The organism is Roseisalinus antarcticus (assembly GCF_900172355.1).
In the GTDB taxonomy this organism is placed as follows: domain Bacteria; phylum Pseudomonadota; class Alphaproteobacteria; order Rhodobacterales; family Rhodobacteraceae; genus Oceanicola; species Oceanicola antarcticus_A.
The window spans coordinates 26592-43484 of record NZ_FWFZ01000012.1 but is presented as its reverse complement, the minus strand read 5'-3'; the positions used below and the strand labels follow the sequence as shown (position 1 = coordinate 43484).

Sequence of the window (16893 nt, the reverse complement as noted above, 5' to 3'; positions counted from 1 at the left end):
TATCGACGTCGCGACCACCGGCGCCCTGACGGTTGCCGAAGGGGTGACGACGACCTCCGAGACCGCGACCCTGCGGCTGTTTGGCGGCACCGGCCTCGCCGTCCTCGGTGGGGTCGAGATCGTGTCGCGCAACGGCGGGGTGACGCTGGACGCAGGCGCCGGGCGGCTGGATCTTTCGGGCCCCGTGCGGACCGCCGCGGGCGACATCCTGCTGCGCGGGCAGACCGTGGCCCTGCTGGAAGGCAGCGTGCTGGACACCTCCTCGGGGCAATACGTGCTCGACGCGCTCGGCGATCTTGAGATCGGCGTGACCCTGTCGTCGCTGACCGGCCTGTCGCTGGCCTCGCGCGGGGGCAGCGTGGTGCTGCTGTCCACCGGCCGGTTGATCGCCACCTCCGGGTTGCTGGAGGTCACGGCCGCCGAGGACATCGTCTCGACCGGCCGGATCCTGTCCTACGGCGCCGACGTCGCCCTGCGGGCGCAACGGGACATCGTGCTGGGCGGGCGGCTTGACGTCACCGCGCTGCGGGGGGCCGCGACTCTGGAGGCCGGGCGCGACCTGGTGATCTCGGGCGTGGTGCGGGGGAACGGCTCCGGTGTCGAGGCCGGCGCCGCCCGCGATGTCACCCTCACCGGGACCGGCCAATTGCAATCGAACGGCGGCATCGAGGTGACGGCGGGTCGCGATGGCACGTTCGACGGCGCCACCTCGGCCGGGCAGGGCGGGATCACTGTCCTGCTGGGCGGCGCGATGCGGCTGCGCGGCAACATGGAATCGGCCCTGGCCCAGGTCGCTGTGACGGTGCAGGCGCTCGCCGAGATTGCCGCCGGCGTCCGCCTTTCGGGCCGGGAGGGGGTCTCGGTCACCGCGGCGTCGCTTTCGGTCGATGGCCAGGTGCTCTCGGCGCTGGGAGAGATCGTGCTGACGGCGCGGGACGACCTGGGGACCGGGTCTGTGGCCAACCTGGCGCTGGGCGCCGCCGCCCTGGTGCAGGTGCGCGGCGGCACCGGGCGGTCCGTGCTGCGGACAGAGGCCGGAGCGTCCGTGCTGATGGCCGACGGCAGCCGGGTGGAGACGGCCGAGGGCGACATCGTCATCGAGGGTGCGGGCGACGTCATTGTCTCGGACCTGTCATCCGGTGGGCAGGTGCGGGTGACAAGCACCGGCGGCGCGATCCTCGATGCCGACACCAACGGCGGCCGCGACATCCAGGCTGCACGGATCGAGCTGAGCGCGGCGGGCACCATCGGCGCCGCGGCCAACCCGCTGGAGATCGACCTCGCGGCGGACGCGCCGCTGAGCACGACCGGCGGCATGGGCGTTCACCTGACGGAGCTGTCGGGGCCCTTGCGGATCGGTTCGGTCACAGCCGCGCAGGGGGATATCTCACTGGCGGTGGTCGATGCGGCGGGCGTGCAGGACACGATCCTCCTGGCCGAGGGCGGTGTCGTGGAGGCCACGGCCGGTAACTTGACCCTGACGGCGGGCGACGGGCTGATCCTGGAGGCCGGCAGCCGGCTCACGGCCCAGGGCCGGGCCACGCTCAGTGCGGATCGCGACGCCACCGATGCCGATCCGGGCGTCGGGGCGCAGGTGCGGCTTGCGGGGCAGATCCTCGGCGCCTCCATCGTGCTGCGGACCGGCGGCGATGCCGATACCGTCGTCCTGGACCGTCCCATGCTGGGCGGCCCGATGGAGGTCTACACCGGCGCGGGCGCGGACAGTGTCGAGGTCACGCGCAGGGCCGGTGCGGGCACGGAGATGCTGATCGACGGCGAGGACGGCGGCGACACCCTGCGCGTGACCATGGCCCAAGGCGCGGGCGCGTCACTGACCCGGGTGCGCGACAGCGGCGGCACGGGCACGGACCAGCTGGTGGTGACCGGGCTGGACGACGCGGAAGGCGACCGCTTCCTGCTGCGCGGCGCCGGTGCGGGCGGGCCCGCCTTCGTCGCAGCCCTGCTGGACGATGGCGCCGTCGCCCGTGTGACCCATGGGGCCGGCATCGACGCGCTGCTGGTCGACACCCGCGGCGGCAATGACGAGGTGGTGCTGGACGGAACCGGTGTGGCCACGCGGATCCTGCTGGGCGAGGGCGCGGACCTCGCCCGCGTGGGCCAGGTGTTCCAGACGCCGCGCGACAGCGCCGGCTTTGCCACCACCCGGACGGTGCGCGGTCTGCTCTCCAACGGTGCCGAGGTCGCGACCGAGATCGACGGCGGCGAAGGCGATGACCGGTTCGAGCTGCGCCACAACACGGCCCGATTGACCCTGCGCGGCGGCATCGGCAACGACACCTTCGCGCTCGACACCTTCGAGACGGAGGCCGGGCCCCTGCTCAACGGTCTCGTGCGGATCGAGGCGGGCACGGGCGACGACCGGGCCACGCTCTTCGGGTCCGCGGGGGCGGATGCGTTCCTGGTGGACGGCGGCACCGTGACAGGGGCCGGCCGCACGGTCGAGGCAACCGGCCTCGCCACGCTGGTGCTTGATGCCGCCGAGGGCGACGACCGGATCTACATCGACAAGACCGGCGATGGTATCGACGCGCTGACCGTGTTCGGCGGGTTGGGCAGTGACCGGATCGACGTCGGTGGCGACCATGCCGACGTCATCGGCGCTTCGGGCGCGACCCTTTCGGGAACCGGCCGCCACGACACGCAATCGCTCGCGGCGTCGGTGCACGTCCTGGGTGGCGGTGGCGTCGGCAGCCTGCGCACGCAGCCCGGGGCCGTGACCCTGCCGGGCGAAACCGATGCCTTGGTGCCCGACGGTGTGGTGCTGGGGTTCGATGCCGACCTCTCCGCGATCTTCCAGCAGGCGGAGGTGGACCCAGACGACCTGGGCGATGCCGTCGCGCGGCTCGGGCTGGGCGGCGTTGCAGAGCTGGCGGGCCAGACCTTCACCGTGGTCGAGGGGGATGGCACCGGCCTTGCATGGCGGATCGACGAGGCGCGGCCCGATGGCACCCTGGTGCTTGAGGTGCCGCAGGGACGGACCGGCGAGGCCGGCGTCGGCAGCCTCTTCCACATCGGGCCGGCTGCGCCTGCGCTCTATGCCGACGAGGCGATGTCGCGCGACAGGCTGAGCATTTTCGACGACATGGCGACCGCGTCCCGCAGCGGCCGCATGGCGGAAGGTGCCGGAGGGACGGCGGTGTTTGGCCTAGGGCTGGGCGCGGGCGGGCTGAATTTCACCGAGATGGAAGCGGTCGAGCTGTTGCTGGGGGCCGGCGACGACAGCTTCGACGTCGAGACGACCCAGCGCGGTGCGCTGACCGCGATCCACGGCGGGGCCGGCAATGACACGATTACGGCAACGGGCCGGCAGGGCGACGACCTGCGCACCACGCGGGGCGGCGCCAGCGTCACTGCCCCCGGTGCGCTGGTCCTGTTCGGCGACACCACGGCCGATGGCGGCCCCTACGCGGGCGGTCCCGCGGTCGCGCCGGGGCTCGCGCGCAGCGGCGTCCAGGCCGGCGATGACGTGGTCTCGGCTGATGGCATGGCATTGTCGGTGGTGATCTTCGGCGGCGGCGGCGCGGACGTGCTGACCGGGGGGCAGGCCGGGGACCGGATCCTCGGCGGCTCGGGCGATGACAGCCTTTCCGGCGGTGCCGGCGCCGACATCTTGCAGGGCGACGGCGGGCTGAACCTCGACCTGGCCGCGGGACGCGCAAAAATCGCCGTGACCGCCTCCGAAATCGCGGGCGACGCGGGCGACGCACCCGGCACAGCGGGCAATGACGTGCTGATCGGGGGCACCGGGCAGGATATCCTGTCGGGCGACTTCGCCACCGTGACCCAGGCGCCGGGGCAGGACCTGCTCGCCGGGACCTCCGGCGTCGTCGCGATCACCTCGATCCGGCTGGGCGCGGGCGGTGATGACGACCTGCGCGGCGGGGCGCAGGCGGATATCCTGATCGGCGGCGCCGGCAACGACGCGCTGGGCGGTGGCAGCGGCACGGATGCGCTGGTCGGTGACGGCGCGAGCGTGGAGCTCTCGGGCGGCTTGCCGGTCACGATCCAGAGCCTCGACGGCCCGGCCGACGGCGACGATGACATGGACGGCGATCTTGGCGACAGCTTCCAGATCGGCGGCGGCGGGAACGACATCCTGCGCGGCGCCTCCGGGACCGGCGCCGCTGTCCTGCTGGGCGACGGCGGAGCCATCCGGATCATCGGCGACCGCATCGAGGCAGGCTCCGCCGACACGCCGGTGGCAGGCACCGACCTGCTGGTCTCGGGCGGGGGGCGCGACATCCTGATCGGCGGAGGCGGTGGCGACACCGCGGAGGCAGGCGGCGGCGCCGACATCGTTCTGGGCGACGACGGCCGCGTCGTGGTCGAGGCCGGACGCCCGGTGACGGTGGAGGCGCTGCGGCCGGCGACGGGCGGCGCCGACAGCATCCTGGGCGGCGCGGGCGATGACCTGTTGCTTGGCGGCGCGGGACGGGACGCGATCGACGCCGGGGCCGGCCGCGACCTGGTGACCGGCGATTCCGCAAGCCTCACCGGCACGGCCGAAACGAGCCCGCGTTTCCGCACGCTGGTCGACGGCGAGATCTACGACGCCGCGCTGGCCCCGGGCGCCGCCGGCGAGGTCAAGGTCGCGGCAGGGGCCCGGCCAGACCCGTCATGGTCCGGGACCGGGGCGCCGGTCTGGGCCGCTTTGCTGGCGACTGGCGCGGGCGGCTCAGGCATCACGTTTCACGACGCCGGCGGGCGCGCCGACAGGATCGCCGGTGGCGCGGGTGACGACATGATCTTCGGCCAGTCCGGGGGTGACAGCATAGAGGGCGACGGCGCGCTGACCGGCACGCCGGTCGACGCCGCGCACACGGCCGACGGGACGCTGACCGTGCAGCCCTCGACCGAGGCCGCGACCGACGGCGACGACTACATCGAGGGCAACGGCGGCTCCGACGTGATCTTCGGCAATCTCGGGCAGGACGATATCGTCGGCGGCTCGTCCTCGATGTTCGGCCGCGACACGGCGGCCCGGCGGCCGGACGGCGCCGACCTGATCTTTGGCGGCGCGGGCCTGCGGATCGCGCGCAACGACCTGGGCGATTCTTCGCTGCTGGCCCCGGGCGCGGCGCTGACGGATGCCAACCCGGGCGGCCCCCTGCACGCGGCCGATGCCGACGTGATCCTCGGGGATAACGGCAACATCTACCGGCTGGTGGACGGGGTGACCGGGGCGGCGCTGACGCTGGGCCACGACAGCTACACCAGTCCGGACGGGCCGAAGATCGCGGCCCGCGCGACAGAGCTTCTGGACTATACCGCCGGGGGCACCGATGCCGATCCGGCGGCGCAGGATACCGGCGCGGGCGACGAGATCCACGGCGAGGGCGGCGACGACATCCTGCTCGGCATGGCCGGCAGCGACGTGCTGTTCGGCGGCGCACAGGACGACGACCTGATCGGCGGTTGGGGCAATGACTGGATCTCGGGCGGCAGCGGGATCGACGGTGTGCTGGGTGACGACGGCCGCATCTTCACCTCGCGCAAGACCGAGGGCGCTCCGTTTCAGGCCGGCGCCGCGGCCGCGGCCGATGTCGAGGGCCCGGAGGCGGCCGCGGGCGCCGAGATCTATCCTGTCGGGGCGCTGGTCAAGACCGTCACCCTGACGCCCATCCCGACCGGTGTGGTGCCCGATTTCGCCGACGACCTGGTCTTTGGCGGACTCGGCGGGGATTTCCTGCACGGCGGGCCGGGCGACGATGCGATCTCGGGGGGCGAGGCGCCGCTGCTGGCCGCAGCGCGGCTGGCGGACGGGACGGTGGTGCGGACCGGCTTCGCCGAGCCGCGCAACCCCGGCGGTCTTCTGGCCTTCGGCGCCGACCCCTCGCGCCCCGAAACGTTCCTGCTGTTCGATCCCGCCGATCCCGAGGGGGCGATCACGGTGGACGGCCAGCCCTTCCTGCTGGCGACCGAGCCGGCGGGGTCCGACGGCGACGACGCGATCTTCGGCGGCCCGGGCAATGACTGGCTCGTGGGCGGCACCGGGCGCAACCTGATCCCCGACAGTGGCGGCAGCGACGCCGTATTGGGCAAGTTCGTCGAGGAAGAGCCCGAGGAGGAACCGGAAGACGGCGAGAACACGGACGGCGAGAACACGGACGGTGAGAATACGGACGGCGAGAACACGGACGGTGAGAACACGGACAACGGACAGTCGGACGGCAAGAACACCGACGGCGAGAACACGGACGGCGACGAGACCGACGGCAAGACACCCAACGACCCCGAGGACCGCAGCGATGGCAAGGCCCCGACGGGCCCGACCGAGGATGAGGCTCCCACGGAGGATCCGCCTGACGACAGCGAGGATGGCAAGCAGACCGACGCCGACCCGACCGATGACGGTGACGACAGCGAAGCGGACGACCGGGTCGTGGTCGATGCCACGGATCAGCCCGACGGAAACGGGGGGCCGACCCCCACCGGGCCGGTACTGGTCGTGGGCCCCGAGAACCCGCAGGTGCAGAGGTTCCTCATGGACCTGTTCGCCGGCGGAAGCGGCCCCCCGGCCTCGCTCAACGGTCTGCTGCCGGGCGGGGTCAGCCTGCTGACCGGGCCGGGTGCGCTGCAAGGCGGCCAGAGCTCGGGCGAGGATGGCAGGAATTGGGACGATTTCCTGATGTACCTGCGCAACATCAGCAACAATGCCGGGACCGCGGGACCCGGCTATGCCGAGGCGCGGCGGGCGCTGGAGGAGGCGCTCGCGCTCTGGGCGCCGGTCATCGACCTGCTGGAGCAACGGGTGCTCTCGGCGCTTCAGGTCGCCATTGTCGCGCTGCCGGGCGGGCAGCAGGTGCTGTGGTGGGGCGACGTGCTGTTCTTCGATCCCTCCGCGCTCGACATGAGCGGCGTGGGCGAGGCGGCGCCGGTGCCCGCGCTGATCAGGGCCATCTCGGAGCAGTTCTCGCGGCTGCTGAACCGGCTGGGCCTGCTGGAGCTGTCCCGCGCCGAGATGATCGAGCAGCTGCAGCTGACCCCGGCGGCGATGATCCGCGGCGGCACGACATTGCCGGGCCAGCTGACCAGCCTGCCGGCGGTGCTGCCCGCGCCGACCCCGACGCCGGACCCGGACCCAGCCCCGGTGCAGGCAGCCGAGCGCCCGGCGGAAGACCGCGCCGACGACGGCTATACGGTCTATGCCGAGGATGGCACGGCGGAGTCCGACTGGCAGGTGTTCTGAACCGGCCGCTCGGGCGTTCAACCCGGCGCGGGAAAGGCCACTTCGCAGCGCTGCCCGGCGGGGATCGCGTAGTCCGGATTGGGCAGTTCCAGCCGCACCCCGAACGTGTCGGAGGTCGCGTCCAGCACCCGGTCGACCACGGTGACCACCGCCTCGCGCGGGGCGGCCTCGATGCTCGAGGGATGAACCATGGCGACCGAACCCTCGGCGACCTCCGCGTAGACCCGCGCGTCGACGAAGGCCTCGACATAGAGCGGGTCAAGCTGGGATATGGTCAGCAGCGCCAGTTCCGGGTGCAGATACTCCCCCTCGTCCAGGTGCCGCATGGTGACGAAACCCGAGATCGGTGCGCGGATCTCACGCTGGGCGAGGGCGATGCGGGCGCGGCGCAGCTCTAGCTGGGCGAGGGTGCGGCGCAGGTCGGCCTCGGCCCGGTCGCGGCGGGCGACCTCCAGCGCGACCTCGCGCTCTTCCAGCGCTTCGAGGGTGCCGATGCCCTGATCCAGCAGGCGCCGTGCGCGATCATAGCCTTGCCGTGCCAGCCGCTCGCGGGCGGCCTGCGCCGCGACCTCCGCCTCGCTTTCGGCACGGGCCCGCAGCAGCGCCACGGTCGCGCGTTCCGAATCGGCCGAGAGCGTCGCCACGAGGTCGCCCTTTTCCACCCAGGCGCCCCGGTCGACGGCGATCCGCTCGATCAGCCCCGCGACGGAGGACCCCAGGTCGACCTCGCGCGAGGGGTCGATGACGCAGGCATAGCGGTCCTCGGCCGCCAGCGGGGACGCGGCGAGGCAGAGCAGTAGGGCGGTGGACAGCAGGCGGCGATGGGTCATTCGCGGGATCCGGTAAAGGCGAGGGTCCGGTCGAGGCCGGCTTCGGATTGCATCAGGGCGAAGCGTGCACGGCCGTGCGCCCGCTCCAGCCGGCGTTGGGCCAGGCCCAGAAGTCGCACGCGCAACGGCGGCAGCCAATAGGCAAGCCGCTTGGCCAGGCGCAGGTCGGGGCCCAGACGCGCCGGCGCCAGAAGCCTGTCGTCCAGCGACAGATGCGCCTCGCAGGACCCGGCATCGCCCTGCCGGGCGGCGCGGCCCTGCAGCTGCCGGTCGGTCCGGCGGGAATCGTGCCGGTCGGTCAGAAGGACATGCAGGCCCCCGGCCTCGCGCGAGGCCGGATCCAGGCGAATGTCGGTGCCGCGCCCGGCCATGTTGGTGGCGATGGTGATCCGGCCCGGCGCACCCGCGCGGGCAATGATGGCGGCCTCTTCAGCGTCGTTCTCGGCATTGAGCAGCGCGTGGTCGAGCCCGGCCGCGTGCAGGCTGTAGGACAGCGCGGCCGAGGCCTCGACGGTGCGGGTGCCGACCAGCACCGGCACCCCCCGCGCCGAGAGCGCCCCGATCCTGTCCAGCAGGGCGGCTTCGCGGGCGGCCTCGCTGCGATAGACCCTATCGCGCAGGTGGCGGCGGCGGGAGCGCTGATGGGTCGGGATCCGCGCGGTCTTCAGCCCGTAGACCCGCCAAAGCTCGACCGCGGCCTCCGAGATCGTCCCGGTCATGCCGCCGACGCGGGCATAGCGACCGAACAGGCTTTGGTAGGTCAGCCGCCCCAGGGTGCGGCGCTCGGGCGTGGGGTCCAGCCCCTCCTTGGTCTCGATCAGCTGGTGCAGCCCCATGCTCCAGCTGCGATCGGCGAAGATCCGGCCGGTATTCTCGTCGACGATCTGCACCTTGCCCTCCTGTAGCACGTAGTCGCGCCCGAGGGCATAGAGGTGCAGCGCCGACAGGGCCTTGCGCACCAGGTCGTCGCGGAACACGGCGCTCTGCCAGCGCGGTCCGGCGTCAGGCGCGGCGGGTTCGGCCTCCAGCCGGTCGCGGCAGGCGCGGGTCAGGGTCACCTCGTGGCGGGCCGGTGCCAGGCGGAAATCGCGGCCCTCCCGCAGGGTGCGGGCCAGGGCGATGGCGGCGCGGCAGGTGGCCGCGTCATAGAGCGGCGGGCCGTCGCCCGAAAGGATCAGCGGCGTGCGCGCCTCGTCGATCAGCACGCTGTCGGCCTCGTCGACGATGGCGCGGTCGAGCCGTGGCAGGCGGGGCGGCCGGGCGCGGGCCGTGGGCGCACCGCTCAGCACCGCGGCGGCGGAGGAGCCCGCGACCGCCTCGGTCCGGTCGCGCAGGTGGTCGAAGGCGATCTCGGCGTTGGAGCCATAGACCACGGGGGCGCGGTAGACCTCCCAGCGCGCCTCGGGCGGGGTGTCGCGCACCACCAGCCCGGTGCGGATGCCGAGGAAGGCATAGACCGGCGCGGTGGTCTCGAGGTCGCGGGCGGCGAGGTAGTCGTTCACCGTGATCACATGGACCATCTCGCCGGCCATGGCGGCGGCGGCGGCGGGCAGGATCGCGGTCACCGTCTTGCCCTCGCCGGTTTCCATCTCGGCCACCATGCCGCGCCAGATCGCGGCCCCGCCCTGCAACTGGCGCCGGTTCAGGCGCAGGCCGAGGGTCCGGCGGATCACCTCGCGCAGGACCGCGGCAAACAGGGCGAAATCGGCGGCGCGGTGGCGTTGCCGCAGGAGGGGGCCCGTGATCCGAACCCGGGCGCGCAATTCGTCGTCGGACAACAGCGTCACCTTGCGTTCCAGCCGGCCCGCCTGACGCGCCACCGCCAGGCAGGACCAGCCGCGCGGCCGGTGGCCCGCCGCCATCACCGGCGCCACGCCCCGTGCCCACCACCGCTCCAGCGCCTTGGGCGCGGTGGGGCGGCCGGGCGCCGGGCCGGGCCGGGGCAGGAAGAGCGCCGCGTCAGACATCGAAGCTGCGCAGGAAAAGCTGCCGCACCCCGCGCCACAGGCGCGTGGCGGGCGGACTGTCGGGATGGGCGAACCGGGCATGGACCCGCGCCCCGGCATAAAGCGTATGGGCCCCCGGCGCGTCGATCTCGAGGTCGAACTGGAACAGCTGTTGCAGGGCGCGCGGGCCATCGCGGGAGTCCGGGTCCAGCGCGAAGCGCCCGCCCCCCTGCCGCGACAGCGCCAGCGAGGGCAGGACACGGTCGCCGGCCGGCACCTCGCGCAGGATCCTCGCACCCAGCACCGTGCCCATATCGGTGGCCAGCCGCACCTCGACCGCGCGGGTCCCGCTGCGGATCAGGTCGATGTCGGCCTCGGGCACCACCACGCGCACCGTGCGATCATTCGGCGACAGGATCGTGCCGACGGCGTCGCCGCGTCCCAGGAACTGGCCTATGAGGTCGTTTGCGCCGGCCACCTCCCAGGTGCCGTCGCGCCCGGCCCGCACGGTCAGCGCCGACCGCCGGTCCTGCATCCGGCCAAGCTCGTCCTCGGCGCGGGCGACCTCAGCGGCGATCAGGCGGGCGGTGGGCGGGTCGGACACGGCGGCCGAGGCGAACTGCGTCCGCAGGTCGGTCAGATGCGCCTGCTGCACCCGCAACAGCGCGTCGAGCCGCGGATCGCTGAGCCGCAGGAGCGGGTCGCCCGCCGCCACACGGTCCCCGGGGCGGGCCAGAAGCTCGGCCACCTCGCCGGTGGTCCCTGTGCGCACCGCCGCCCCCTCGGGAAGCCAGACGACGCCCTGGGCCCGAGTGGCCTGAGGCATCGGCAGCGCGAAGACCAGCGCCGCCATCATCGCGGCCGCGCCCGCCGTCACCGCCACGGCCCGGCGCCGGCATCGCCGTGTCGCCTGGTGGCCGACGACGAACCAAAGCCCCTTCGCCAGCGGCCAGAGCGCCATGTTCCAGACCACCAGCAGCGCCAGCACGACACCGATCACGAAGAACTGCGAGGCTACGAACACCCCGATCGCGATCATGACCGAGATCCGGTAGAAGAACGACGCGATCGCGTAGAACACGAACCAGCGCCGCTCGCCCCGGGCGCGGGCCGGTGTCTCGGCCTCTTCCATGCCGAAGCCGTAACGTTGCACCAGATAGCCAAGGTACTTGTTCGCGCGGGTCGCGAGGTTCGGAATCCCCAGCAGGTCGGCCATGACGTAGTAGCCGTCGAACCGCAGCAGCGGGTTGCCGTTGAACAAGATCGTCGAGACCGAGCCGATCAGCGCCACGTTGAACAGCGCGGCCCGCACGAGCCCCGGTTCCGTCTGCACCCAGATCAGGATCGCCGCCGCCGCCAGCCCCAGCTCCACCGCGATGCCCGCGCCGCCGACCACGGCCCGCTGCCACCAGTGCCGGAACGCGATCGAAGCCGAGGCGTCGACATAGGGCACCGGCAGGAACACCAGGAACATGAGGCCGATCTCGTGCACCTCGCCGCCCCATTTCTTCACCGCATAGGCATGGCCCAGCTCGTGCACCGCCTTGATCATCGGATAGACCAGCACCAGAACGGCGATGTTTCCGGTCGACAGGACTCGGTCCGACAGGTTTCCGGTCAGCTCCGGCCAGTGCAACGCGGCCTGAACGCCCCCCGCGATCACCAGCCCGAGCCACAGCACCGCCCCCAGCGGGGTGAACAGCCAGCCGACCAGCGGCAGCGTCGTGGCCAGAAAGCGGTCGGCATCGAACAGCGGGATGCGCAGGGCCATGGGGTTCTTGACCCGGCTCATCAGCATCTTGTGCGCGTGGTCCGACGCGCGCCGGTCGAGCTCGGCCAGGTCGGGCAGGTTCTGGCCCAGCAGGAGGTCGGCCGCGTGCAGTTGCGCCAGAAGCCGGATCACGTCGTCCTGGGTGGGCGTCTCGGCGCCGAAGCGCGCCTCGGTCAGGTCCCAGATCTCGCGCATCCGGCGGCGGCCGTCCATCATCGCGACGATGAAATAGGCCGCGGGTGTCAACCTGTGAAACCGCCCGGCCTGCGGGTCCTCGACGATGCGCCAGACGATGCCGCGATAGACGTGGTCGTGGATCTGCACATGCCCGCGCAGGCGCGGCGCCAGGTCCGCGACCCGATACCAGTTCTGGCTGAACATCGACTGCGTCATCGCCTCACCCGGACAGCCGCCAGAAGGTGAGCCGGGTCCAGTCGATCAACTCGCGGGTCCAGGTCCAGATCACCAGGCGCTCGCCGACATCGACCTTGGCCAGGCCCTCCATCCCCGGACGCAACCGGTCGGAGGCCCCAAGCAGGTCCGCCTCGGCGCGGAACATATTGCGGCCGTCGCGCACCTCCGCCACCGGTGTGACCCGGCCGATGCGGATCGGCATCGGCGCCGTCGGCATCGCCGACAGGACCACGCTGCCGGTCGCGCCGGAGACCACGTCGCCGACCTGCGCCTCGTCGATCCACAGCATCACCCGGTAATCGTCGAGCGGCGCGATCCGGAACAGCTCCTGCCCCCGGGTGGCCGAGCCGCCGATGGCCTGGCTGAGGTCGCCCGACACGATCAGCCCGCCGAAGGGTGCGCGGATATCGGCGCGGGCGATCTGCCCCTCGATCAGGTCGATCTGCGCCTCGGCCTGCTCGATCCGGGCTTGCAGGATGTTGAGCCGCGCCCGGTCGCGTTCGCCTACCGCGGTCTCGTATTCCAGTTCGGCCTGGCGCCGCTCCGCGTGCCAGTTGAGCCGCTCCAGCGTCAGGTCGCGGTCGTCGAGCCGGGCCAGAAGCTCGCCCTCGGCCACGGTATCCCCGGCGCGCCGGGGCGCCGCTGCGACGAAGCCGTCGAAGGGCGCGACGACAGCCCGCTGGATCCGCCCCTCCAGCACGGCGCGGGCGCCGACGGTATAGGTCGTGGTCCACTGGCTGAAGAGCACGGCAAGCGCGATCAGCACCAGCCCCGCCAGCTTCAGCTTCAGGTAGCCCTTGCCGAACACCGCCGCCATCATCCGCCACAGGCTCTCGCCGGTCTTGGCGATCAGCCAGCGGTCGTTGCGGCGCTTTTCCTCCAGGATCGGGCCGGCAAGCCCGGTGGCGGCCGCGAGAAGGTCGACCGTCGGCTGGTCGAACGGGGCGCCCGCCGTGCGCTCGAAGGTAAAGGCGCCGGCGAAACGGCCGCGTGTGAACACCGGGATCGTCAACACCTGCGCGTCCCCGGCCTGCCGCGACAGGGCGCCCTGCGCCCGCGCGCCCTGCGGCAGGGCCTCGTCGGCCACCGGCCAGAGCAGGGTCGCCTGCTGGTCCAGCGCCTCGTCCATGGCGCCGCCCACGAGGCGCACCAGGTCCATCCGCTTGCCGAATTGCGCCGTGTGCGAGATTGCGGCGACCCGCACCCGCCCGCGCCGGCGAAAGCCCACCGACACCCGGTCGCACTGCCCCAGCCGCGCGATCTCGGTCACTGTGCGCAGGGCGGCGGCCCGGAAGCCCTCTTCCTCCAGCGATCCCGACAGCAGCTCTATTGCCGCGCGGGCGCGTTCCACGCTGGGCGCGTCGGAGGCGCGCGCACGGTCCAGCACCCAGGCCCTGAGCCAGCCCGCGCCCCAGCGCAGCCAGCCCTGCACCTCGTCGGCGGTCACCCCGGGCGGGGCCGCGACCGATATCAGCGCCTCGATGCGGCCGTCGACCGACACCGGGTACGCGGCTTCCAGCACGGCTGGGCCGCGGCGCGCAACCCCGAGCGATTTCGCAAGCGCGGCCTCGGCGGCGCTGCCCAGTTCGGCCGCGTGGCGGTCGGCGGTGCCGATCTCGGCGATTGTCACGAGCCCCTCGCCGGGGCGGCGCAGCATCAGGCGGGCGGCCAGTAGCCCCGGCGCGGCGGTGGCAAACACCCGCAGCCACGCCTGCCCGAAGGTCGTCGGGTCGGAATCGGAAAGCGCGGACCACGCCTGCCGGGGCACGACCGCCGCGGGCCGGGACGGGTCGGCGGCTTTGGGGCCGATCCCTGGCGACAACTGGTCGCTGCGGTGTTCTTCTGACTGGCTCATGGCGCAGGATCACTCTGCACGCGCAACCCCGCCGAAAACAAGGAAATTGTCCAGGATCCACGCCCTTCTGCGTCGCGCGGGGAGGGGGCGGGCCACAAGCAGAGCGGAGCCCGCGAGCCGTCGCGTGACAGGCGCGGCCCGCCGTGCCGAAAGCCAAAAATGGCTCGTATCCGACGCGGGTCGCCCAAAAAACAGGCGGATTACGCAAAATCGGGCGGATTCGGCCGGCCGGCCTGCGCTTTGGATGGCCAACCGCCCGGCAACGACCCGAAGATGCTTCCGAAAACAGCCCTCCGAAAGGAAAGCACCTTGCTCAAGCGCACTCTTCTCGCTGTCACGATCGCCGGCGCCTCTGCCGCCCATGCCCAAACGGATCTTCCCTTTGCGCTGGACTGGAAATTCGAGGGCCCCGCGGCCCCGTTCTTCGCTGCGATCGACAATGGCAATTTCGAAGCCCAGGGCCTCGCCGTCACCATCGAGGCCGGCAACGGGTCGCTCGACGCGATCCCGAAGGTCGCGACCGGCGCCTTTCCGGTCGGCGTGGCCGACATCAACAGCCTGATCCGCTTTCTCGACCAGAACCCGGGCGCCCCGGTCATCGCCGCGATGATGATCTACGACAAGCCACCCTTCGCCGTGATCGGCCGCCGGTCCCTGGGGATCGACGGGCCCGCCAGCCTCGAGGGCAGCACGCTGGGTGCACCGCCGCCCGACGGGGCCTGGGCGCAGTTCCCGATCTTCGCCGCCGAGAACGACCTGGACATGAGCACCATCACCGTCGAGCCCGTCGGCTTTCCGACCCGCGAGCCGATGCTGGCCGACGGCGCGGTCGACGCGATCACCGGCTTCTCGTTCACGTCCTACCTCAACACCGAGCGTCTGGGCGTGCCCGCCGATGACCTGGTCACGATCCTGATGGCGGATTACGGCGTCGACCTCTACGGCAACGCGATCATCGTCAACACCGACTTCGCCGAGGCCAACCCCGAGCTTGTCGAAGGCTTCCTTGCCGGCGTCGCCGAGGGCTGGTCCGCGGCCATCGCTGACCCCGAAGCGGTGATCCCGATGCTGATCGAGCGCAACCCCGCCGCCGATCCGGAGCTGGAGCAGCGGCGCCTGGAGCTGTCGATCGAGGCCAATGTCCTGACCGACTGGGTCCGCGAGAACGGCTTTGGCATCATCGACGACGCCCGGTTCGAGAACGCGCTGACCCAGATCGCCACCACCTACGAGTTCGTGACGCCACCGGACGCGGCGCTCTACTTCACCGATGCCTACTTGCCCGAAGGCGGCTTCGATCTGGGCGAATAGGGTTGGACAACCTGATCGACATCCGGGGGGTGCGGCACGCCTACAGCACCGCCTCGGGTCCGTTGCCCGTTCTTGACGGTCTCGACGTGCAGGTGCCCGAAGGCGGTTTCGTTGCCGTCGTCGGGCCCTCGGGCTGCGGGAAATCGACGCTCACCCGGTTGGTGGCGGGCCTGCTGATCCCGGACGCGGGCGAGGTCAGCGTCCATGGCAAGCGCATCACCGGGCCGCGTTCGAACGTCGGGATGGCGTTCCAGAACCCGGTTCTGCTGGAATGGCGGACGATCCTCGACAATGTGCTGCTGCCGCTGGAGATCGTGCCGACGAAGCTGACGAAGGCTCAGGCCGCCGAACGGGCGCGAAAGCTTCTGTCGCTGGTCGGTCTCGACGGGTTCGAGGGCAAGCGCCCGTCCGAGCTTTCGGGCGGGATGAAGCAGCGCGCCTCGCTGTGCCGCGCCCTGATACACTCGCCCGAGGTGCTGATCCTTGACGAGCCCTTCGGGGCGCTGGATGCTTTCACCCGCGAGGACCTGTGGCAGATCATGCACCGCGTCAAGGCCGAAGAGCCCTTTACCGGCGTGCTCATCACCCATGATCTGCGCGAGTCGATCTTCCTGGCCGATCAGGTGGTCGTGCTGTCGGGCCGCCCTGCCAGGACCCAGTTCGTGCTGGATATTCCCGACACCGGGGTGCGCACGCTCGACCATCTCTACACCCCCGAGGCCGTCGCGATGCTGAACACCCTGCGCCACCAGATCGAGGTCGCCCAGGGCCGCGCCCCGGCCGGGCAGCCGGCATGAAGGCGCGTCAGGTCCTTGTCCCGCTTGCCGCGGTCGCGATCTTCCTGGTGCTGTGGGAGGCGCTTGTCTGGGTCATGGGCTGGCCGAACTATCGCATGGCCTCGCCCAGCGATCTGATCCCGGCCTACGAGAAATACTGGAACCTGTTCCTGGTCATGGGCTGGCAGACCTTGTGGCGCACGGTGGCGGGGCTGATCCTGGCGGTGATCTTCGGCACGGCCCTGGGCATGATCATGGGCTTTTCGCGCACGATGCGCGATGCGCTCTATCCGCTGCTGGTGGGGTTCAACGCGATCCCCAAGGCGACGGTGGTGCCGATCGTGGCGCTGATGTTCGTGGGCTGGCACGATTTCAACACGGTGCTGATCGCCTTCATCATCAGTTTCTTCCCGATCGCGGTCTCGGTCTCCATCGGGCTGTCGACGCTGGAGCCTGAATACCGCGATATCCTGCGCTCGCTCGGGGCGTCGCAGTCGACGATCTTCTGGAAGATCGCGCTGCCAAAGACCCTGCCGGAGTTCTTCGGCGCGCTGAAGGTCGCCGTCACGCTCGCCTTCATCGGCACCAACCTGATGGAGATCGTCTCGCCCCACGGGCGCGGGCTGGGGGCGCTGTTCGACAGCGGCAAGACGAACTCGGACTATCCGCTGATGTTCGCGGTGCTCATCGCGCTCGCGTTCCTCGGGATCGTTCTCTACTATGTCGTGGTCGCGCTGGAAAAGACCTTCGCGGGCTGGGCCGACCGGACCGTCTGAAGGG

8 protein-coding genes are annotated in these 16893 nt (G+C 71.6%); 4 read left to right on the top strand and 4 right to left on the bottom strand.

Annotated features, from left to right (window positions below; all coding sequences use genetic code 11):
• Nucleotides 1–751: 751 nt before the first annotated feature.
• Nucleotides 752–7210, top strand: coding sequence for a hypothetical protein (locus ROA7023_RS25550; RefSeq protein WP_306372490.1), 6459 nt, complete (start codon nucleotides 752–754; stop codon nucleotides 7208–7210).
• Nucleotides 7211–7227: 17 nt separating this feature from the next.
• Here the strand turns inward: ROA7023_RS25550 and ROA7023_RS12660 are convergent, their stop codons facing one another.
• Genes ROA7023_RS12660 through ROA7023_RS12645 form a run of 4 tightly spaced genes read right to left on the bottom strand, consistent with a single transcriptional unit; the run spans nucleotide 7228 to nucleotide 14026 of the window.
• A complete protein-coding gene (locus tag ROA7023_RS12660) occupies nucleotides 7228–8040 on the bottom strand; it encodes an efflux RND transporter periplasmic adaptor subunit (RefSeq protein WP_085879409.1) in 813 nt (270 codons plus the stop codon).
• Complete coding sequence (locus ROA7023_RS12655) at nucleotides 8037–10007, bottom strand: preprotein translocase subunit SecA (protein WP_085879408.1); 1971 nt, start codon at nucleotides 10005–10007, stop codon at nucleotides 8037–8039. Before ROA7023_RS12655 ends, ROA7023_RS12660 begins: the two co-directional genes overlap by 4 nt.
• Nucleotides 10000–12150, bottom strand: a complete 2151-nt coding sequence (locus tag ROA7023_RS12650) for a PqqD family peptide modification chaperone (protein ID WP_085879407.1) — start codon at nucleotides 12148–12150, stop codon at nucleotides 10000–10002. Before ROA7023_RS12650 ends, ROA7023_RS12655 begins: the two co-directional genes overlap by 8 nt.
• Nucleotides 12151–12154: 4 nt before the next feature.
• The gene (locus tag ROA7023_RS12645) at nucleotides 12155–14026 is read right to left on the bottom strand and encodes an efflux RND transporter periplasmic adaptor subunit (RefSeq protein ID WP_085879406.1); all 1872 of its coding nucleotides are present in this window, start codon (nucleotides 14024–14026) and stop codon (nucleotides 12155–12157) included.
• Between the two features lie 309 nt (nucleotides 14027–14335).
• On the opposite strand from ROA7023_RS12645, the gene ROA7023_RS12640 reads away from it, so the two are divergent.
• The 3 genes from ROA7023_RS12640 to ROA7023_RS12630 are packed head-to-tail and all read left to right on the top strand — an operon-like array spanning nucleotide 14336 to nucleotide 16889.
• Nucleotides 14336–15337, top strand: a complete 1002-nt coding sequence (locus ROA7023_RS12640; protein ID WP_143535545.1) for an ABC transporter substrate-binding protein — start codon at nucleotides 14336–14338, stop codon at nucleotides 15335–15337.
• A 2-nt stretch (nucleotides 15338–15339) separates the two neighbouring features.
• Nucleotides 15340–16134, top strand: a complete 795-nt coding sequence (locus ROA7023_RS12635) for an ABC transporter ATP-binding protein (protein ID WP_085879405.1) — start codon at nucleotides 15340–15342, stop codon at nucleotides 16132–16134.
• Nucleotides 16131–16889 (top strand): ABC transporter permease, encoded by a 759-nt coding sequence (locus tag ROA7023_RS12630; protein ID WP_085879404.1) that lies wholly within the window; start codon nucleotides 16131–16133, stop codon nucleotides 16887–16889. Before ROA7023_RS12635 ends, ROA7023_RS12630 begins: the two co-directional genes overlap by 4 nt.
• The last annotated feature ends 4 nt before the right edge of the window (nucleotides 16890–16893 follow it).